Genomic DNA, 15,323 nt, shown 5'->3' with positions numbered 1-15,323 from the left:
AAGACATGGCGCGCAGATGGGTTTTTGCGCGCCGAAGGGTTTGGAGGCATCCCATGCATGAAATAGACAAGATCGACCGCCGGATCCTCAACATCCTGCAGGCGGATGGCCGGATTACCAATCTGGAACTGGCCGACCGCATCGGGCTTTCCCCCACGGCCACCAGCGAGCGGCTGCGCCGTTTGCTGAAAGAGGGTTATGTCTCCGGCTTCGGCGCCCGGCTCGACCCGCACAAACTCGGCTTCGGGTTGCTCGTCTTCATCGAGGTGATGCTGGACAAGACGACGCCTGAAGTGTTCGACAAATTTGCCGAGGCGGTCAAACAGGCACCCTCCGTGCTTGAATGCCACATGGTGGCCGGCGGCTTCGACTATCTCGTCAAGACGCGCTTCGAAGACATGAACGCCTATCGCAATTTCCTTGGCCAGGTGCTGTGGACCTTGCCGGGGGTCAAGGAAACGCGGACTTACGCCGTCATGGAAGAAATCAAGAACGACGGGCCGCTGCCGCTGGGCTGATATGCGCCGGCGCCGCCGTCCCGTTCCTCAATCTCAAATTGCAGCCTTCGCGAAATTCCATATTGTGCGCATCTGCGGTGATCAGAGGTGTGATTCTCGCTTCAATCCACAGAGTGCCGGCGCACCGCTGTGCCGTGCAAGGGAAAGTCGACCATGGCCGTAGCTCACCTGAAACACTGGAACATATCGTTTGGCGAGGGCCAGCCTTTGGCCGTTATCGCAGGGCTGAATGTTCTTGAAAATCTGGAGCTGGCACTGGGGGTCGGGCAGCACCTGAAGGCGGTGACGGCCGATCTCGGCTTGCCTTTCGTGTTCAAGGCAAGCTTTGACAAGGCAAACCGCTCCTCGAACGCCAGTTACCGAGGTCCTGGGCTGAAAGACGGCCTCGCCATGCTTGCGGAAATCAAGCGAACCTTGAATGTGCCGATTGCCACGGACATTCACGAAATCGACCAGGCAGAGGCGGTTGCCGCCGTTGCCGATCTGGTTCAAATTCCGGCGTTCCTCTGCCGCCAGACGGATCTGATCGTTGCCACCGCCATTGCCACGCAGCGTGCCGGTGGCCTGCTGCACGTCAAGAAAGCCCAATTCCTCGCTCCATGGGATTGCAAGAACATCATCGCCAAGGCGCGGGCGGTCGCGCCGGATCTCCAGATCGTCTTGTGCGAACGCGGCAGCTCCTTTGGCTACAACAATCTGATCGTCGACATGCTGGGTATCGCCGAAATGCAGCGCCTCGGCGTTCCGGTGACGATCGATGCGACCCATTCGGTGCAATTGCCGGGCGCCGACCCCCGCACCAACGGTGGTTCGACAGGTGGGCGCCGCGAGGGTGTTCCCATCATCGCCAAGGCGGCCGTGGCGGCCGGTGCCAATGGCGTGTTCCTCGAGTTCCATCCTGACCCTGACCGTGCGCTTTGCGACGGGCCAAGCTGCCTGCCGCTCGACACGGCTGCAAGCCTGCTTTCGACCCTGCGCGCGGTGCACCGGGCGGTGCGGAGTTAGCGCGGCGGCCACACGACGGCGGCCATCTTCGTGATGAAATCTGCCGATCTGGGGCTCCCCCGCGCACCAATCAGCACAATTTTGGTTCTTTTCAAACGGCCCTGATTGCGCATAGGCTCAAGTGCAGCTCGATCATCGAGCATTGCTTTGAGGGGTTAGATGAAAAAGATCATTTTCGCCGCAGCACTCGCGCTTGAGGCCGCGACCACTGCGCATGCGCAGACTGTCAACGCCGGAAAATACACGGTCGAGGGGACCAATCTTGATGGATCGAGCTATTCCGGCACGGCTGAAATAACGCTCGCCAGCGAAACCACCTGCGTGATCGAATGGGAAACGGCAGGCGTGAAGTCGACCGGTGTTTGCATGCTCAACGGCAACGCGTTTGCGGCCGGCTATGTCTTGGAAGACGCGCTGGGTCTGATCGTCTACAAGGTCAACGGCGATGGTACGCTGGATGGCAAGTGGACGATTACCGGCAAGGACGGCTCCGGCACGGAAGTTCTGACCGAAGTTAAATAGTCCGCCTTTTGGTGGCAGGACAATGAAAGGTCGGCAAGTCGAACCTGCCGGCCTTTCGTTTGAATGGATTACAGTGTCGCCATGTCGATGACGAAACGGTAGCGCACGTCGCTCTTGATGACGCGCTCATAGGCTTCGTTGACCTGATCCATGCGGATCAATTCGATTTCCGAGACGATATTGTGCACGCCGCAGAAATCGAGCATTTCCTGGGTTTCCTTGATCGAGCCGATCATCGAGCCGGCAATCGAGCGGCGGGACGGAACCAGCGAGAACGCATGGACCGGCACCGGCTTTTCCGGAATGCCGAGCAGCACCAGCGTGCCATCAACCTTGAGCAGGCCGAGATAAGCGTTCCAGTCGATCTCTGCCGACACGGTGCACAGGATGAGGTCGAACGTTCCTGCCAGTTTCGTGAAGGTCTCAGCGTCGGCGGTCGCGTAATAATGATCGGCACCGAGCTTCAGGCCATCTTCTTTTTTCGACAGGGACTGGCTGAGCACAGTGACATCCGCGCCCATCGCGTGGGCCAGCTTGACGCCCATATGGCCAAGCCCGCCCATGCCGACGATAGCCACCTTCTTGCCCGGGCCAGCGCCCCAGTTGCGCAGCGGGGAGTAGAGCGTAATGCCCGCACAAAGCAGCGGTGCCGTTGCCTCGAAGGGCAGGTTCTCCGGGATGGAGAGGACATAACCTTCCTTGACGACGATAAAATCGGAATAGCCGCCCTGGGTGGGTGTCTTGCCGTCGGCTTCGACGCTATTATAGGTGCCGACAAGGCCGGGCATATACTGTTCCAGGTCGACATCGCGGCTGGCGCAGGTGGTGCAGCTATCGACGAAGCAGCCGACGCCAACCCGGTCGCCGACCTTGAATTTTGATACTTTCGAACCGACAGCCGTAACGATACCGGCGATCTCATGGCCGGGCACCATCGGGAATGCCGAATTACCCCACTCGTTGCGGGCCTGATGGATATCCGAATGGCAGATGCCGGAATACTTGATGCTGATGACGACGTCGTCCTCGCGGGGTTCGCGCCGTTCGAATGTGAAGGGCTGCAGCGGCTTCGACGCATCCGTCGCCGCATATCCTCTTGCCAGGGCCATGGATCACTCCTTTATCTGATGAAGCGGGGATGTGATGGAAGCACAGATCGCCTCTCCCCGGAAGCATACTGGCAGATCGCACAGACAGAACGTTAGAGCAATCCTGCAAGATTATTGTACGATCCTGCAAAACATGTCGCCGCGGTTTTGCAAATGCACGCAGGAGGACTAACTTCCGGTGTGCGAGACACAATCTAAATAGCTGGAAAGACTTTCGATTATGACAGCTTCACGAACCCCACGCAGTCAGGAACTGATTGATCTTATTGCCCGTTTCGCCAAGGAAGATGGCGATCACCCAACGGCCATTCCGGGCGTCAGCGTGCATCGTCGCTCCGGAACCGGCACAAAATCCTGCGGCTCCTACAGACCGAGCCTGGCGTTGATTGCCCAAGGCGCAAAACAGGTGGTGCTCGGCGACGACGTCTATCGCTATGGCGGCGCCGATTATCTGCTGACCTCGATCGACCTGCCGGTCACCACGCAGATCGTCGAAGCCTCGGAGGACAAACCCTATCTGAGCGTGATGTTCGGCATCGATACCACGCGCATATCCTCGCTGCTGGAACACGCCGGCAGCGGCGGCACCCCTGCCCCCTCCGCACGCGGCATGACCGTGAGTTCGATGACAGTGGAACTGGAAGACGCGGCCATACGACTTCTCAAGCTGCTGGATCGGCCGGAAGACATACCGGCTCTGCTGCCACTGATCGAGCAGGAGATTATCTACAGGCTTTTGACCGGTCCTCAGAGTGCGCGCCTGCGCCAGATGGCAGTGACCGAAAGCCAGTCACACCAGATCAGCCGCGCCTGCGTCTGGCTGAAGGAACACTACGCCCTGCCCCTCAAGATCGAGGAACTGGCCAGCCGTGTCAGTATGAGCGTCTCCTCCCTGCATCATCACTTCAAGGCAATCACTGCCATGAGCCCAATGCAGTATCAGAAACAGCTGCGGCTGCAGGAAGCCCGCCGGCTGATGCTGGAAGACATGCTGGATGCAGGCTCTGCCGGCCATCAGGTCGGCTATGAAAGCCAGTCGCAGTTCAGCCGCGAATATGCCCGCCAGTTCGGCGAACCGCCGCTACGCGACGTCGGCCGTGTCCGACGCAGTCTGATGGACCGCTTGACCGGCGGCATGGAAATGTTGAGCGAAGGGTGAAGAGCGGGCGAAGTGCCAATCCTCGTGCTGCTACCTGCGGCTCCTGCGGGAGCCTGTGTTTAAGACACTCCTCCACTTCGACACCTAGACATCACGCACGTCCTGGCGCAAGGCGATTACAGACACAAGGTCCACGAAACGCGGTGGTGGTACGGCCTTGCCGAGGACCATTTGAACCCAAGTGATTTTGTTGAAGCGATTGCCTTTTCCAGCCAGAAAGCCCGTGCTGCATAACCTGGCCCCCCGGTTATTGGTGCGGATTGCGGGTTTCCTCATCCTCATCGTGGCTTGGCAGCTTTATGTCATCCTCGCTGGCGTACCAGCCTACATTTTGCCAAGCCCGCTCGCCGTGGCCAATTCCATCGTGACCGATTGGCCGATACTGGCGCCGGCTCTTTGGGTCACCACGAAAACGACCCTGTTCGGACTGATCCTTGCGGTCATCGGCGGGGTCGGCGCTGCGGTGGTTCTTGTTCAGGCCCGATGGGTCGAAACACTGTTCTCCCCGCTCATCGTGACCCTTCAAGTCACACCGATCGTCGCGATCGCGCCACTGATCCTGATTTACGCACCGTCGCCACAAATCGCTCAACTCATCTGCGCGTTTATCGTGACGTTCTTTCCGGTCCTTCTGAACACGCTTCAGGGCCTGAAAAACGCAGACCGGGATTTTACCGATTTGCTTCGAACATATGGTGCATCCCGGTGGCAGACGCTTCGTTATCTCGGCGTGCCATCGGCACTGCCGCATTTTTTCGCCGGCCTTAAAATTGGTGGCGGGCTGGCATTGATCGGTGCCGTGGTCGCGGAATTTGCGGCAGGCTCCGCCGGTGCGACGTCGGGGCTGGCATTCCGCCTGCTTGAAGCACAATACAGGCTGAACACCCCTCGCCTTTTCGCCGCCCTCGTATTACTTGCTTTGCTCGGCTACCTGATGTTCGAAATCACATCCCGTTTGTCCAGGCTGGCGCTGCGGCGGTGGCATCCAAGTGAAGCCGAGCGCGAAGGCTGAACCAGGTCCTGCCGCAGCAACATTCCGATCAGTACCGATCCGAGAGCGATACTCTACTTCTTCAACGCCAGCCCTACGCCTTTGCAAGAAAAGCGCGTATCGAATGCCACGGTATAATCGGTCTCCGCACGCAACAGCTTCACCTTCACCAATTCGTCAAAGAGCTGTTTGTAGCGGGCCCCCGTCATGCAGCCGATCCCCTTTTCCAGGGTATCGCCACTATCGACAATCCCATATGCCTTGATTTTGCCGATGGCATAAGCGATCTGGCCATCGGTCATCTCCGGGTTTTCCGCCTTGATCAGAGCATTGGCAGAGGTGTTGTCATTGTTGAGGTAATTGTACCAACCCTCAATTGATGCATCGACAAACCGCTGGACAAGGTCGGGATTGGTGTCGATGAGGCTCCGCTGGACGGTGATCATGTTCGCATAGGGTTTGTATCCGCTATCCGCGAGCAGGAAGATCTTTGGCTCGGTGCCGGTTTGTTTCTGGATCTCGTAGGGCTCCGCTGTGATCAGGCCCTGCTGTGCGGAGTTCTTGTCCAGGAGGAATGGCGCAGGACTGAAATTATAGGGCCTGAATTGCTCATTGCGGAAGCCGGCGAAATTAGCTTTCATCCATTCGAAATATGCGCCAAACCCACCGTGCGTCATGAAAATCGTTTCGAGCTTGGCAAGGCCTTCGAAATTCTCGATGCCTCTGTCAGGGTGCGCAAGAATAACTTGGGCATTCTTTTGATAGAACGCCGCGACATCGACCAGCGGAATACCCTGCTCGATCCCGATCAGTTGCTCCTGCTGGGTGCCGAGGTAAAAATCAAGCTTGCCTGCGAGCAGCATGGTGCGATTTTGGGTTCCAGGGCCGCCTTGGGTAATTTCCACCTCAAGACCGTACTTGGCATAGGTGCCGTCGGCAGCAGCCTGATAGAACCCCCCGTGATCGGCCTCGGCGAGCCAATCGGTGCCGAACCGGACCTTATCCAACGCATAGGAAGGAGAAACCATAGCGGCTGTCGCGATTGCCCACAGAGCGGCGCTACCCAGCCTGTGCAACGAAACATATGAGTTCATTCAAAATTCCTAAGATAGTTGACATGGGGGACAAACGCATGCGTTGTAAAGACATCCGTTTTGCCCGTGTCAATGGCAGTTTGTGAAAACGTCAAGCTATGGTTGGCTCGAGCCGATTGCCCGCCAATTATTGAAACAATTGCAGGACATTTTCGGCATTCACGTTGGCGATCTGAAGTGCTTGTATCCCAAGTTGCTGCTGCGTCTGGAGGGCTTTCAGCCGGGTCGAGGCTTCGTCCATATCGGCGTCGACAAGACGGCCGATGCCCTTGTCGATCGTGTCCATGAGGGTCTGCACGAAACTTTCCTGCATATCGACCCGCGTCTTGACGGCACCGAGCGTGCTTGCGCCTGAAATGACCTTTTGCAGCATGATATCGACGCCGGTCAGATAGTTGTCGAGATCATTGGCTGGGTCGGTGATATCCACGTCGAGGATGTCGAAATCCGGTACAGGACCGATATTGTCGGCAACGTTGCCGATGCTCATGAACGAGCGGGTACCGGCATTCGGATAAAGGGTCTTGTCGATGTCGAAGGTCACGGCCGTTCCGGTAGAACTGACATTCAACCCTCTCCCTGCAAGCTCCAGGCCAAGAAGCGTTGCCATGTCGGCGGCGGATGTGATTTTACCGTCCGATGTACCAAGCGCCAAATCCACCTTGTCGCGGGTGATGGTGAGGGTTATCGCCGGATCGCTTCCGACCTGAATGTCGAAGCTGAACTCCACGTCGCGATGGACCGACACAGGACCGGAAAAGCTAAAACTCCATTGCGGATACATGTTGGCCTGCTCGGCGACCGGTGGCAACTCCAGCCCGGCTCCAAAGTTCCCAGGGGCAACACTCGACGTGACGCCGGAAACGGCGATGCTGGAGCCGGGATGACCGGTCGTTTCATTGCTCCGAATAGAAAATGCGCTGCCGCCAGCCCATTGCGCTGTCGCTGGAACGCCGCCGGCGGCGAGAACATGCTGCAGCACTGCGGCATAAGCCTGGGCAGTCGAAACAAGGCCATCAGTCGTACCGAGAGCGGCATCTACCGCCGCCCTGTTGATGGTGATGGGGTAACTCGTGCCGGCCGCAAGCGGGCTGTCATCGACCAGAACGTCAAAGCTGATCGTGTCAGCAGCGTCCCATGTAAATGGACCGGAGAAACCATACTGCTGATAGCCAGCGCCCCCCGCCGCATCAATGTCTGTTGGCCTGAACCCGCCGATGTTTCCAAGCGCACGGATATCCTTCTGCAAGGCGGCACCGCCACCGGCATTGAACAGGCTGATATCGGCGGTATCGACTTCCGTTGTGCCGACGTGAACAGTGCCATCCGCAGAGCGCGTGAAGGCGGAGACGATGTTCGTGGGAAGCGAGGATAGATCCCAAAGATTTTGCGGTGCATCCGTCTTGAGCCAGTTGACGCCGTTAAAGCTCGCAGACGTGGCGATGGAGACGAATTGCTCCTTGAACTGTTCAAGTTCCTTCTGGATTTTGGCCTTGTCCACGCCTGGTTCTTTTGCGGCCACCAGCTTTGCCCGGAATTCGCTGAGAACATCTTTGGCGGCATCAAGGCCGGTATAGGTCGTATCGACCTTCGCCGCACCAAGCCCGATCGCATCAGCCACGGTGGAAATCGCCATATTGTCGGAGCGCATGGTGGTCGAAATCGACCAATAGGCTGCATTGTCTGCTGCGGTTTGAACGCTCAGGCCCGAGCTGATCTGAGACTGCGTTTCAGCCAGGCGGGAGCCTATGCCGCGCAATGTCTGGAGGGCAGCCATAGCGGCGGTGTTCGTCAGGATACTGGTCATGTTAAAAGCTCCTTGAGCATAGGCTAGCGCCCGGCGGTCAGAACCAGTCCGGTAAAAAGCTAGCAATGATGGGAACACTTTTAACGGTTAACCACGAGGGTGCCCGCCGTCATGGCGAGACCGTCACCCTAAAAAACGAGAACACTTGATATTTAGAGTTGCCCGACGAGAATCGAGCATATTTCATTAACCTTACTGCATTAAGATAGGTTAACAAAAAGTTAACGCCGCGCGAGCGCCTCTCTGACACGCAAGAACTGCGGTATGACGCGTGCGACCAATTCGAACTCCGGTTCGAAGTCAGCCATAAGCTGCACGATTTTACTCTCCACACCGTCCGTGTCGCTCATATCTTTCACAGCGGCGGAGTTTTTCCGCAGGAAACGTGAATAAAGTCCCCGTTCGTCAACGGCACCCGGCGGGAACTGGATGCGTTCCAGCCCTTCGGCAGATGCTGCCATCCGGATCGCCTCGATAATCCCCTTGCGGGTCTTATGGTCTGAAATGGGACCGACTTCCGCATTCAGCTTGAGGACCCCTGTGATTCCATCATCGCCAGCCCGTATCTCCACCCAGGCAATAAACGGATAGCCGGCCCACCAGTTCTCGCAGCCAGGCCACCTGCCCTTCGTCTTGTCCAACTCCTCGTGCCATCGTGCAGGCAGAAAACTTACGAGGTTTTTCTGAATCCCAGGACATACGACCGTGCTGTTGCCTATCCTGACGGGCTTCTCCCGCTCAGGTTTGTCACCAAACAACCGCTGGGCGGCGAGCTCAAAGCCCGTACCGGAACTGCGCTCCGCAAGCAGGCCCAGCACCTTTTTATGGTCGCGGTAAAGCTGACGTGCCAGGTTTTCCATCTCGGAGCGTTCTTTACCCATACCGGTCATTTCCTCAACAATTTGGAGGTGTTGGACAAGGCACGTAGCCGCATGGAGGGAAAAAAGAAAGATGCCTTGTCATTCCGCCGACACGCAGACGAAAAGTTCAACATCGAAGGCCTAGATTGTCGAAACCAAGGTATCGAGAATGGCAATCGGCTCTGCGCTCATGAAAAACCTCGGAATTCTAAAGGCGTAGTCTTGCAATCTTTGCAGGCTGCTCCTGCTCGCCATCGTGGCCTGCCGTTGAAGCTGCCTGATGCGCAGCAGCCTCAACGAAGCGACGTCGCTGGAATCACTCGAAGCAATTTTCACCACGGAGGCCGCAGCTTTCACTGCATCCTTCAACCGATCGGCATGCACCAAATAGTCTCGCTTCCTCCGATAGAGCTCAACGCTGTTTGGGAGTGAAGAAATGCCGTTGTCCAAGGTCGATATCGCGGCGGGCAAATCGCGAACCCGCATATTGAGGTGTGCAAGGTGAAGGATGTCTGCGGTATTGCGTGGAGCAAGGGAGACCACGCGCGCGGCAGCTTCGCGAGCCTCATAATTGCGCGCCAGAGCGTCGAGGCAATCCCGCCGGCGCCGCAACGCAAGAAGGCTTGCATTGTTGTCGATTGCGGCATCGATATGCTGAAGTGCACCAGAATAATTCTTTAGCGCGCCCTGCCGCAAAACTGCGTAACAACGTCCGCAAAATCTTGGAGACTTAGGTCACGGTACCAGTTATCGGCGCGCTTCTTGACGGCGATAACGCTGCAACCGCTTTTTTCAAGAAATTGCTGGCCAAAACCAGGCAACAATGGATCGTTTTCTCCAAACGACGAAAAGGTAATCACGAGCCTCTGGGCCGAGATAGGCGCATGACCGGCTTCGATGACAGTCATGCCATTGTCAAATAGAACAGCCCTCATTATTAGAACTCACTACAATAGTATAATCTAAAATTAAATAAAAATGTCCAGAATTCGCGAAATCAACACCTCGGATTCAGAAGCTCAATGCACTTGAATCGATCGGCTTTGGCAGTATTTAATGTTTGATCAACCTAAAAAGCCAGAGAATTTTGCTCCGGAGTCCTGCCGAAACAGCTCATAATAGTCAACTCAATATTGCAAGGACCCGACTAGCAGCTCTTGCTATGCTGAAAGCCAGCGTTCAGCCTGGACGATTTCTCGTTCCGGGCGGCTGTAAAAGTGCAGATGGATTGTTTTAGCCGCTGCGAGCTCAAACCTCGACGGCGTTACGCTGCAACAATGCCAGCGTTAAAACTGCGCGAATAGGTTCGAGCGAGCCTAACGCGGCCAATGAATGAAGGGGTGTACAAATGTACCGGAATGGCACCAGCAAGATTTTTTCAATAGTAGAGGTGGATTCTTCAATACTACTCTTGTTGAAGAGCAGTGGTAGCGGGAGAGGGACTCGAACCCCCGACACGCGGATTATGATTCCGCTGCTCTAACCACCTGAGCTACCCCGCCATCAGGCTGCGACTTGGGCTCTTGGCCGCTGTCGTCGCCGTCAGTGGGGCGGCTTATAAGGTGCGGTTCATGCTGGTGTCAAGCCGAGGTGTTTCAAAAAACGGGAAGTTTTTCAAGGGACGGTGGACAACGGCCGGAGACGGCATGTTATGGACCGTCCCCTGCCCTCAATCAGGCCGCAACCACGCCCTGCAGCAGATCCTTGAGCGCGGCCTCGGCCGCTGCCTCACGTTCGGAACGCAGGATGAAGCCGCCGCCGTAGACGCGGGCATCTTCGCCGATACCGGAATAGAGCGCGCAAGCCTGGCCGGGGGCAACGCCCGCCTCACCTTCCAGAAGCTCGACCGAGACGCCATTCTCGTCGGCACGCAGGATCGCAGGTGCCGGTTGGCGGGTGGATCGAACCTTGGCGAAACAGGCAAAACCATCGGCCGCCACATCGAAAACATCGCCGTCGCCCAGCCAGTTGATGTCGCGCAGATAGACGCGGCGTGTTTCCAGCGCCTCCTTCGGGCCGACGATGACGCGGCGCGAACGGGCATCGAGATGCACGACATAAAGCGGCTCGCCGGTAGCGACGCCGATGCCGCGGCGCTGGCCGATCGTATAGTGCAGGATACCATCGTGGCTACCGAGCACGCGGCCGTCGAGGTGGACGATATCACCCGCCAGCGACGCATTCGGCTTCAGCTTGTTGATGATATCGGCATATTTGCCCTGCGGCACGAAACAGATGTCCTGGCTGTCGGCCTTCTTGGCAACGACGAGGCCCATCTCTTCGGCAAGCTGCCGTGTTTCAGCCTTGGTGAGATTGCCGAGCGGGAACCGCAGATAATCGATCTGCTCCTGCGTGGTGGCAAAGAGGAAATAGCTCTGGTCGCGATCAGCATCCGTCGGACGAAACAGCGCGCGACGGCCCGGCGCACCCGGCTGCGGATTGGCCTTGGAGCGAATGTAGTGGCCGGTCGCCAGCGCATCGGCGCCGAGATCGCGCGCGGTTGCCAGAAGGTCGGCGAATTTGACGGTCTGGTTGCAGGCAACGCAAGGGATCGGCGTTTCGCCGGCAACATAGCTCTCGGCGAAAGGATTGATCACCGTTTCGCGAAAACGCTGCTCGTAATCGAGCACATAATGCGGAATGCCCAGCACCTCGCAGACACGGCGGGCATCGTCGATATCCTGTCCGGCACAGCAGGAGCCGGCGCGGTGGACGGCAGCGCCATGATCGTAGAGTTGCAGCGTGATGCCGAGGACGTCGTAACCTTGCCGTTTCAGGATGCCGGCCACCACGGAACTGTCGACGCCGCCGGACATGGCAACGACGACGCGCGTATCTTCGGGCTTGCGATCAAAATCGAGACTGTTCACGGCATCCAATCCGGCATTCCGGTCCATCGGCGGGTTGTTCGGCATTTTCGCGCGACCATACCCTGTTTCCTGCAAACGGCCAACGCCGCAGCGAAGCGGTCGCCGGGCAGACCGGCCATACCGCAAGCCGCTATATAGAAAGTCGGGAAGAATTGAACAAGGGCAAGGGCTCTGCCGCGTTCAGATCAGCTTCATTCGCATGGCGCGCGCGATCGCCTGCATGCGATTGACGGAATCGAGCTTGCGGGTAGCGGTCTTGAAATAACTGGAGACCGTATAGGCGGAAATGCCGAGAATGATCGCGATCTCATCGCTGCTCTTGCCGGCTGCAGCCCAGCGAAGACATTCAATCTCGCGCGTCGACAGCTTGTCGCGCGCCGAGGCGCCGACCTCGAAGGTGCGCTCGAGAGTTTCGAACAGTTGCAGCAATGTCAGATAGAGGTCAGCCGTCTCGGCCCTGTCAGGTTCACCACGCGGCCCGCAGAGCAGGACGGCAAACGCTTCCCCGTGGGTGGTGTGCAGCGTAACGGCAAATGTGTTGCTCATCGCCTGCCCGCCAAACAGCGCATCGACATGTTCACGTGCCGCAGGTCCTTGCGCATTGAGCAGGGATTGTGTTGCGCCGAAAACTGGCAGCTTCGTATGGCGCAGCTGCTCGATCAGCGCACTGGCCTGGAAAACCGTAGCGGCGTCATATTCCCGCACAAGCTCCGATGGCCAGCTGCTCAAAACGAGACGCTCGGCGAAGCGCTGCTGCTCGCCGAACGGAACGCGCGCGATCATGAAATGGCTAAAACCGAACTGCGCCGTACACTGGCGCATCAGGTGGAGCACTTCATACTCCGTCTGGACTGCGGAACTGTTCATACCGGAAAGGAAATCAGCATAAGCCTCGCTTCGCAAGGTCAGCTTGTCAGGGTCTCTCATATTTTTAATCACCAAACTGCCGGCCATACCACCAGCTCTCCAAAAAATTCTCGTTCCGGAATTTTTTCGGCAGCACGCTATAAATCCAACACCGACAAAACCCCGAGAGGCCCCAAGGGACACAATCGAAGCGAAAGGAACGGTATTTTGAAATAAAATGGTGCATCGAGAGCATTCCAGAGCAACAAAATGCTGCATATGCTCAATTACTGGCCGTTACTATCAACAATTTTATGCAAATTGAACCATTATATTTGCATAGCTCCCATGCAGACCTTGAAGACACGAATACAAAACTTTAACACCTTATAATAGAGCCACGCACCCGGGAAAACTCATGATGTATGTGCACGGGGTTTTCGAGATCTGCAATTGGTCGAAGAGCACGCTGGAAGTCTCTAAAATTATTAGCAAATTGTTACCACTCGCTTAGGCAAATGTTAAATGTGGCAGGGTAAGTTGAGCCTATATGGTCTTGAGTATGTGTAGAGAGTCCAATGACCGAAATGATACGACCCCGCGTGAAATATGTCATCGGACCCGATGGCAGCCCTTTGACAATTGCTGACCTTCCTCCGGCCAATACGCGCCGTTGGGTGATCCGCAGAAAGGCAGAAGTCGTCGCCGCCGTGCGTGGCGGACTGCTGAGCCTGGAAGAAGCCTGCGACCGCTATACCCTGACCGTTGAAGAATTCCTGTCCTGGCAGTCCTCGATCAGCGACCACGGCCTTGCCGGCCTGCGTACGACGCGAATCCAGCAGTATCGCCACTAGCCAGATACTTAATTTGCAAGAGCTCAAGCGGCCGCATTCAGTGCGGCCGCAGCCGCATTTGAACGAGCCCCGTCAGCACCGCCGATCCGGCATAGAACCATAGACCGGGTTGAGTGAAAGCCTCGGCCATTCCACTGGTCTTGGCTGCAAAGATGACGAGCGCCACAAGCATCACATCCATCATCGACCATTTGCCGAGGATCGGCAGAAGGCGGGCAACCACGCCCGCAGCCTTGCCGTCCGCCGACGCTGTCGCCTCGAAAGTCATGCCGACCAGCTTCGCCAACGGGAACACGACGGAAAAAAGCGCCACAATGACGGCAAGCATCTGATTGCCCTCATCCCAGAGTGACGACACGATTCCGAGAAGCGACGGCGTTTCGTTGAAAATACCAGTTTTTCAAACCTGACCAGCGGCAACACAAGCCCGAGAGCCAGAAAAAAGGCTGAAAGGACAAGGAAAAGCGGTGTGATAAGACGCATGATTCTTGTCTTCTGTTGCGCGGACAGGATTACATATCATCTTTGGCGATGCTGAACAGCGAGGTCCTTGGTGGTGCGCCGGGGACCTTGGCCTGAACATGTGCGGCAATGAACCAACCACGCAACGGAAACGGTCCCGGCTCAGCCGGAAAAAAGGGAGAGATGTCATGGATATCATCAGTGAGGAAACCGGCTCGCATGGCCGCTACAGCACAACGGTCGAGGGCCATACCGGAGAAATGACCTATTCCCGGTCATCGTCGCATCTGATCATCATCGATCATACCGCCGTTCCGGACGCGTTGCGCGGCAAAGGCGTCGGCCAGGCGCTGGCGGCGCACGCAATCGCCGAGGCGCGAAAAGGTGGCTGGAAGATCATTCCGCTCTGCCCTTTCATGCGTGCCCAGACGCAACGCCATCCCGAATGGCAGGATGTGATCCAGGCTTAGGAAGTGCTGCTAAAAACAGCTGGGAAATACACAAGGCCCTTCTCACGAACTTGAGACAAGTCCGTGAGAAGGGCCTTTTGGCCTTGAGCAAAAGCTCGAGCGCGCCTTAAGCGCGCATGCGAGCACCGCTATCACGTTCTTCAAGCGCTGCGGCCTTGGCGAATTCCGCCTGAACCTCTTCCAGCGCGAGTTCCGCCGCATCCTGCTGCACCTTCAGCTCCCGAACCGAGACCTGGAGATTGTCTGCCCGCTGCCGCGCAGCCTTGGCAAATGTCGGATAGGCGAAATGGGTGGGATCAGTGATCCCGGACTTCTTTTCCTCGAACGTGATCTGGTTTTCCAATTCCTTGGTCATCCGCTCAAATTCGGACATCATCAGCTGCAACTGGCTCAACTGACGCTGTTTCTCCTTCACCTGAAATTCCTTCAGGCGAACAAGGCTCTCACGTGACTTCATACGCAATACTCCCGTGATGCGAGACCCCGGTTACTGGATTTGACCCGTCCAACCGACCTTACGGTGTCGGAAACAAAAAAAATTACAGCGATCTTAACAAAATCCTACCGCTGGTAACCTTTCGTTTACGGGCATCGTTAATCATAGGGACGATCATTTAAGGGTCAGTAAATGCTAAGCGCAAAATTTGGTGTTTGGCATAGATTGAGTCAGATGAGTCAGATAGCCGATTTCCTTAATGTTACGCATTAAGGATGTCATTCTAGATTCACATGCAAAATCAGGGGACTGCAAAAAAT

17 protein-coding genes and 1 tRNA gene are annotated in these 15,323 nt (G+C 56.8%); 7 read left to right on the top strand and 11 right to left on the bottom strand.

Annotation, left to right across the window (positions count from 1 at the left end; translation table 11 throughout):
- Positions 1–53: 53 nt before the first annotated feature.
- The 3 genes from ACSQ3J_RS17805 (at position 54) to ACSQ3J_RS17795 (ending at position 2,045) form a co-directional block, all read left to right on the top strand.
- Positions 54–518 carry an Lrp/AsnC ligand binding domain-containing protein gene (locus tag ACSQ3J_RS17805; protein WP_037099784.1) on the top strand — a complete coding sequence of 155 codons (465 nt, stop codon included), beginning with the start codon at positions 54–56 and terminating at the stop codon, positions 516–518.
- A gap of 153 nt (positions 519–671) precedes the next feature.
- Positions 672–1,523, top strand: a complete 852-nt coding sequence (gene kdsA / locus ACSQ3J_RS17800) for a 3-deoxy-8-phosphooctulonate synthase (RefSeq protein ID WP_060506433.1) — start codon at positions 672–674, stop codon at positions 1,521–1,523.
- Between the two features lie 159 nt (positions 1,524–1,682).
- The gene (locus tag ACSQ3J_RS17795) at positions 1,683–2,045 is read left to right on the top strand and encodes a hypothetical protein (protein WP_060506434.1); all 363 of its coding nucleotides are present in this window, start codon (positions 1,683–1,685) and stop codon (positions 2,043–2,045) included.
- A gap of 68 nt (positions 2,046–2,113) precedes the next feature.
- On the opposite strand, the gene ACSQ3J_RS17790 is transcribed toward ACSQ3J_RS17795, so the two are convergent.
- Positions 2,114–3,154 (bottom strand): NAD(P)-dependent alcohol dehydrogenase, encoded by a 1,041-nt coding sequence (locus tag ACSQ3J_RS17790; protein WP_060506435.1) that lies wholly within the window; start codon positions 3,152–3,154, stop codon positions 2,114–2,116.
- Positions 3,155–3,374: 220 nt separating this feature from the next.
- Between ACSQ3J_RS17790 and ACSQ3J_RS17785 the strand changes: the two genes are divergently transcribed.
- Positions 3,375–4,313: an AraC family transcriptional regulator gene (locus ACSQ3J_RS17785; RefSeq protein ID WP_060506436.1), complete on the top strand. Its 939-nt coding sequence runs from the start codon at positions 3,375–3,377 to the stop codon at positions 4,311–4,313.
- A gap of 223 nt (positions 4,314–4,536) precedes the next feature.
- Positions 4,537–5,325 carry an ABC transporter permease gene (locus tag ACSQ3J_RS17780; RefSeq protein WP_244482364.1) on the top strand — a complete coding sequence of 263 codons (789 nt, stop codon included), beginning with the start codon at positions 4,537–4,539 and terminating at the stop codon, positions 5,323–5,325.
- A gap of 53 nt (positions 5,326–5,378) precedes the next feature.
- Here ACSQ3J_RS17780 and ACSQ3J_RS17775 read toward each other — a convergent pair whose 3' ends face one another.
- From ACSQ3J_RS17775 to ACSQ3J_RS17740, 8 genes are all read right to left on the bottom strand, one after another.
- Positions 5,379–6,398 carry an ABC transporter substrate-binding protein gene (locus tag ACSQ3J_RS17775; RefSeq protein ID WP_060506438.1) on the bottom strand — a complete coding sequence of 340 codons (1,020 nt, stop codon included), beginning with the start codon at positions 6,396–6,398 and terminating at the stop codon, positions 5,379–5,381.
- A 127-nt stretch (positions 6,399–6,525) separates the two neighbouring features.
- A complete protein-coding gene (locus tag ACSQ3J_RS17770; RefSeq protein ID WP_060506439.1) occupies positions 6,526–8,205 on the bottom strand; it encodes a flagellin in 1,680 nt (559 codons plus the stop codon).
- 221 nt (positions 8,206–8,426) lie between these two features.
- On the bottom strand, positions 8,427–9,086 hold the full coding sequence (locus ACSQ3J_RS17765; protein ID WP_060506440.1) for a hypothetical protein: 660 nt from the start codon (positions 9,084–9,086) through the stop codon (positions 8,427–8,429).
- A gap of 120 nt (positions 9,087–9,206) precedes the next feature.
- Positions 9,207–9,761, bottom strand: a complete 555-nt coding sequence (locus ACSQ3J_RS17760; RefSeq protein ID WP_060506441.1) for a hypothetical protein — start codon at positions 9,759–9,761, stop codon at positions 9,207–9,209.
- Positions 9,743–9,973 carry a hypothetical protein gene (locus tag ACSQ3J_RS17755; RefSeq protein WP_156393906.1) on the bottom strand — a complete coding sequence of 77 codons (231 nt, stop codon included), beginning with the start codon at positions 9,971–9,973 and terminating at the stop codon, positions 9,743–9,745. Before ACSQ3J_RS17755 ends, ACSQ3J_RS17760 begins: the two co-directional genes overlap by 19 nt.
- Before the next feature lie 517 nt (positions 9,974–10,490).
- A tRNA-Met gene (locus ACSQ3J_RS17750) sits at positions 10,491–10,567 on the bottom strand.
- A gap of 171 nt (positions 10,568–10,738) precedes the next feature.
- The gene (gene mnmA / locus ACSQ3J_RS17745; protein ID WP_112834522.1) at positions 10,739–11,935 is read right to left on the bottom strand and encodes a tRNA 2-thiouridine(34) synthase MnmA; all 1,197 of its coding nucleotides are present in this window, start codon (positions 11,933–11,935) and stop codon (positions 10,739–10,741) included.
- Between the two features lie 180 nt (positions 11,936–12,115).
- Complete coding sequence (locus ACSQ3J_RS17740; protein ID WP_060506596.1) at positions 12,116–12,862, bottom strand: helix-turn-helix transcriptional regulator; 747 nt, start codon at positions 12,860–12,862, stop codon at positions 12,116–12,118.
- A gap of 497 nt (positions 12,863–13,359) precedes the next feature.
- On the opposite strand from ACSQ3J_RS17740, the gene sciP reads away from it, so the two are divergent.
- Entirely contained in the window at positions 13,360–13,635 is a 276-nt protein-coding gene (sciP, locus tag ACSQ3J_RS17735; protein ID WP_037099805.1) for a CtrA inhibitor SciP, read from the top strand.
- Between the two features lie 37 nt (positions 13,636–13,672).
- Here the strand turns inward: sciP and ACSQ3J_RS17730 are convergent, their stop codons facing one another.
- Positions 13,673–13,963 carry a paraquat-inducible protein A gene (locus ACSQ3J_RS17730; protein ID WP_436039687.1) on the bottom strand — a complete coding sequence of 97 codons (291 nt, stop codon included), beginning with the start codon at positions 13,961–13,963 and terminating at the stop codon, positions 13,673–13,675.
- A 322-nt stretch (positions 13,964–14,285) separates the two neighbouring features.
- Between ACSQ3J_RS17730 and ACSQ3J_RS17725 the strand changes: the two genes are divergently transcribed.
- Positions 14,286–14,567 (top strand): GNAT family N-acetyltransferase, encoded by a 282-nt coding sequence (locus ACSQ3J_RS17725; RefSeq protein ID WP_060506443.1) that lies wholly within the window; start codon positions 14,286–14,288, stop codon positions 14,565–14,567.
- Positions 14,568–14,673: 106 nt separating this feature from the next.
- On the opposite strand, the gene ACSQ3J_RS17720 is transcribed toward ACSQ3J_RS17725, so the two are convergent.
- Positions 14,674–15,024, bottom strand: a complete 351-nt coding sequence (locus ACSQ3J_RS17720) for a hypothetical protein (RefSeq protein ID WP_037099811.1) — start codon at positions 15,022–15,024, stop codon at positions 14,674–14,676.
- Positions 15,025–15,323 lie beyond the last annotated feature (299 nt).

Origin of the sequence: Rhizobium sp. LjRoot98, from assembly GCF_964252935.1 — a bacterium.
In the GTDB taxonomy this organism is placed as follows: Bacteria; Pseudomonadota; Alphaproteobacteria; order Rhizobiales; family Rhizobiaceae; genus Pararhizobium.
Note: the sequence above shows the minus strand (reverse complement) of the source record. Positions and strands in the feature narration are given on the sequence as shown.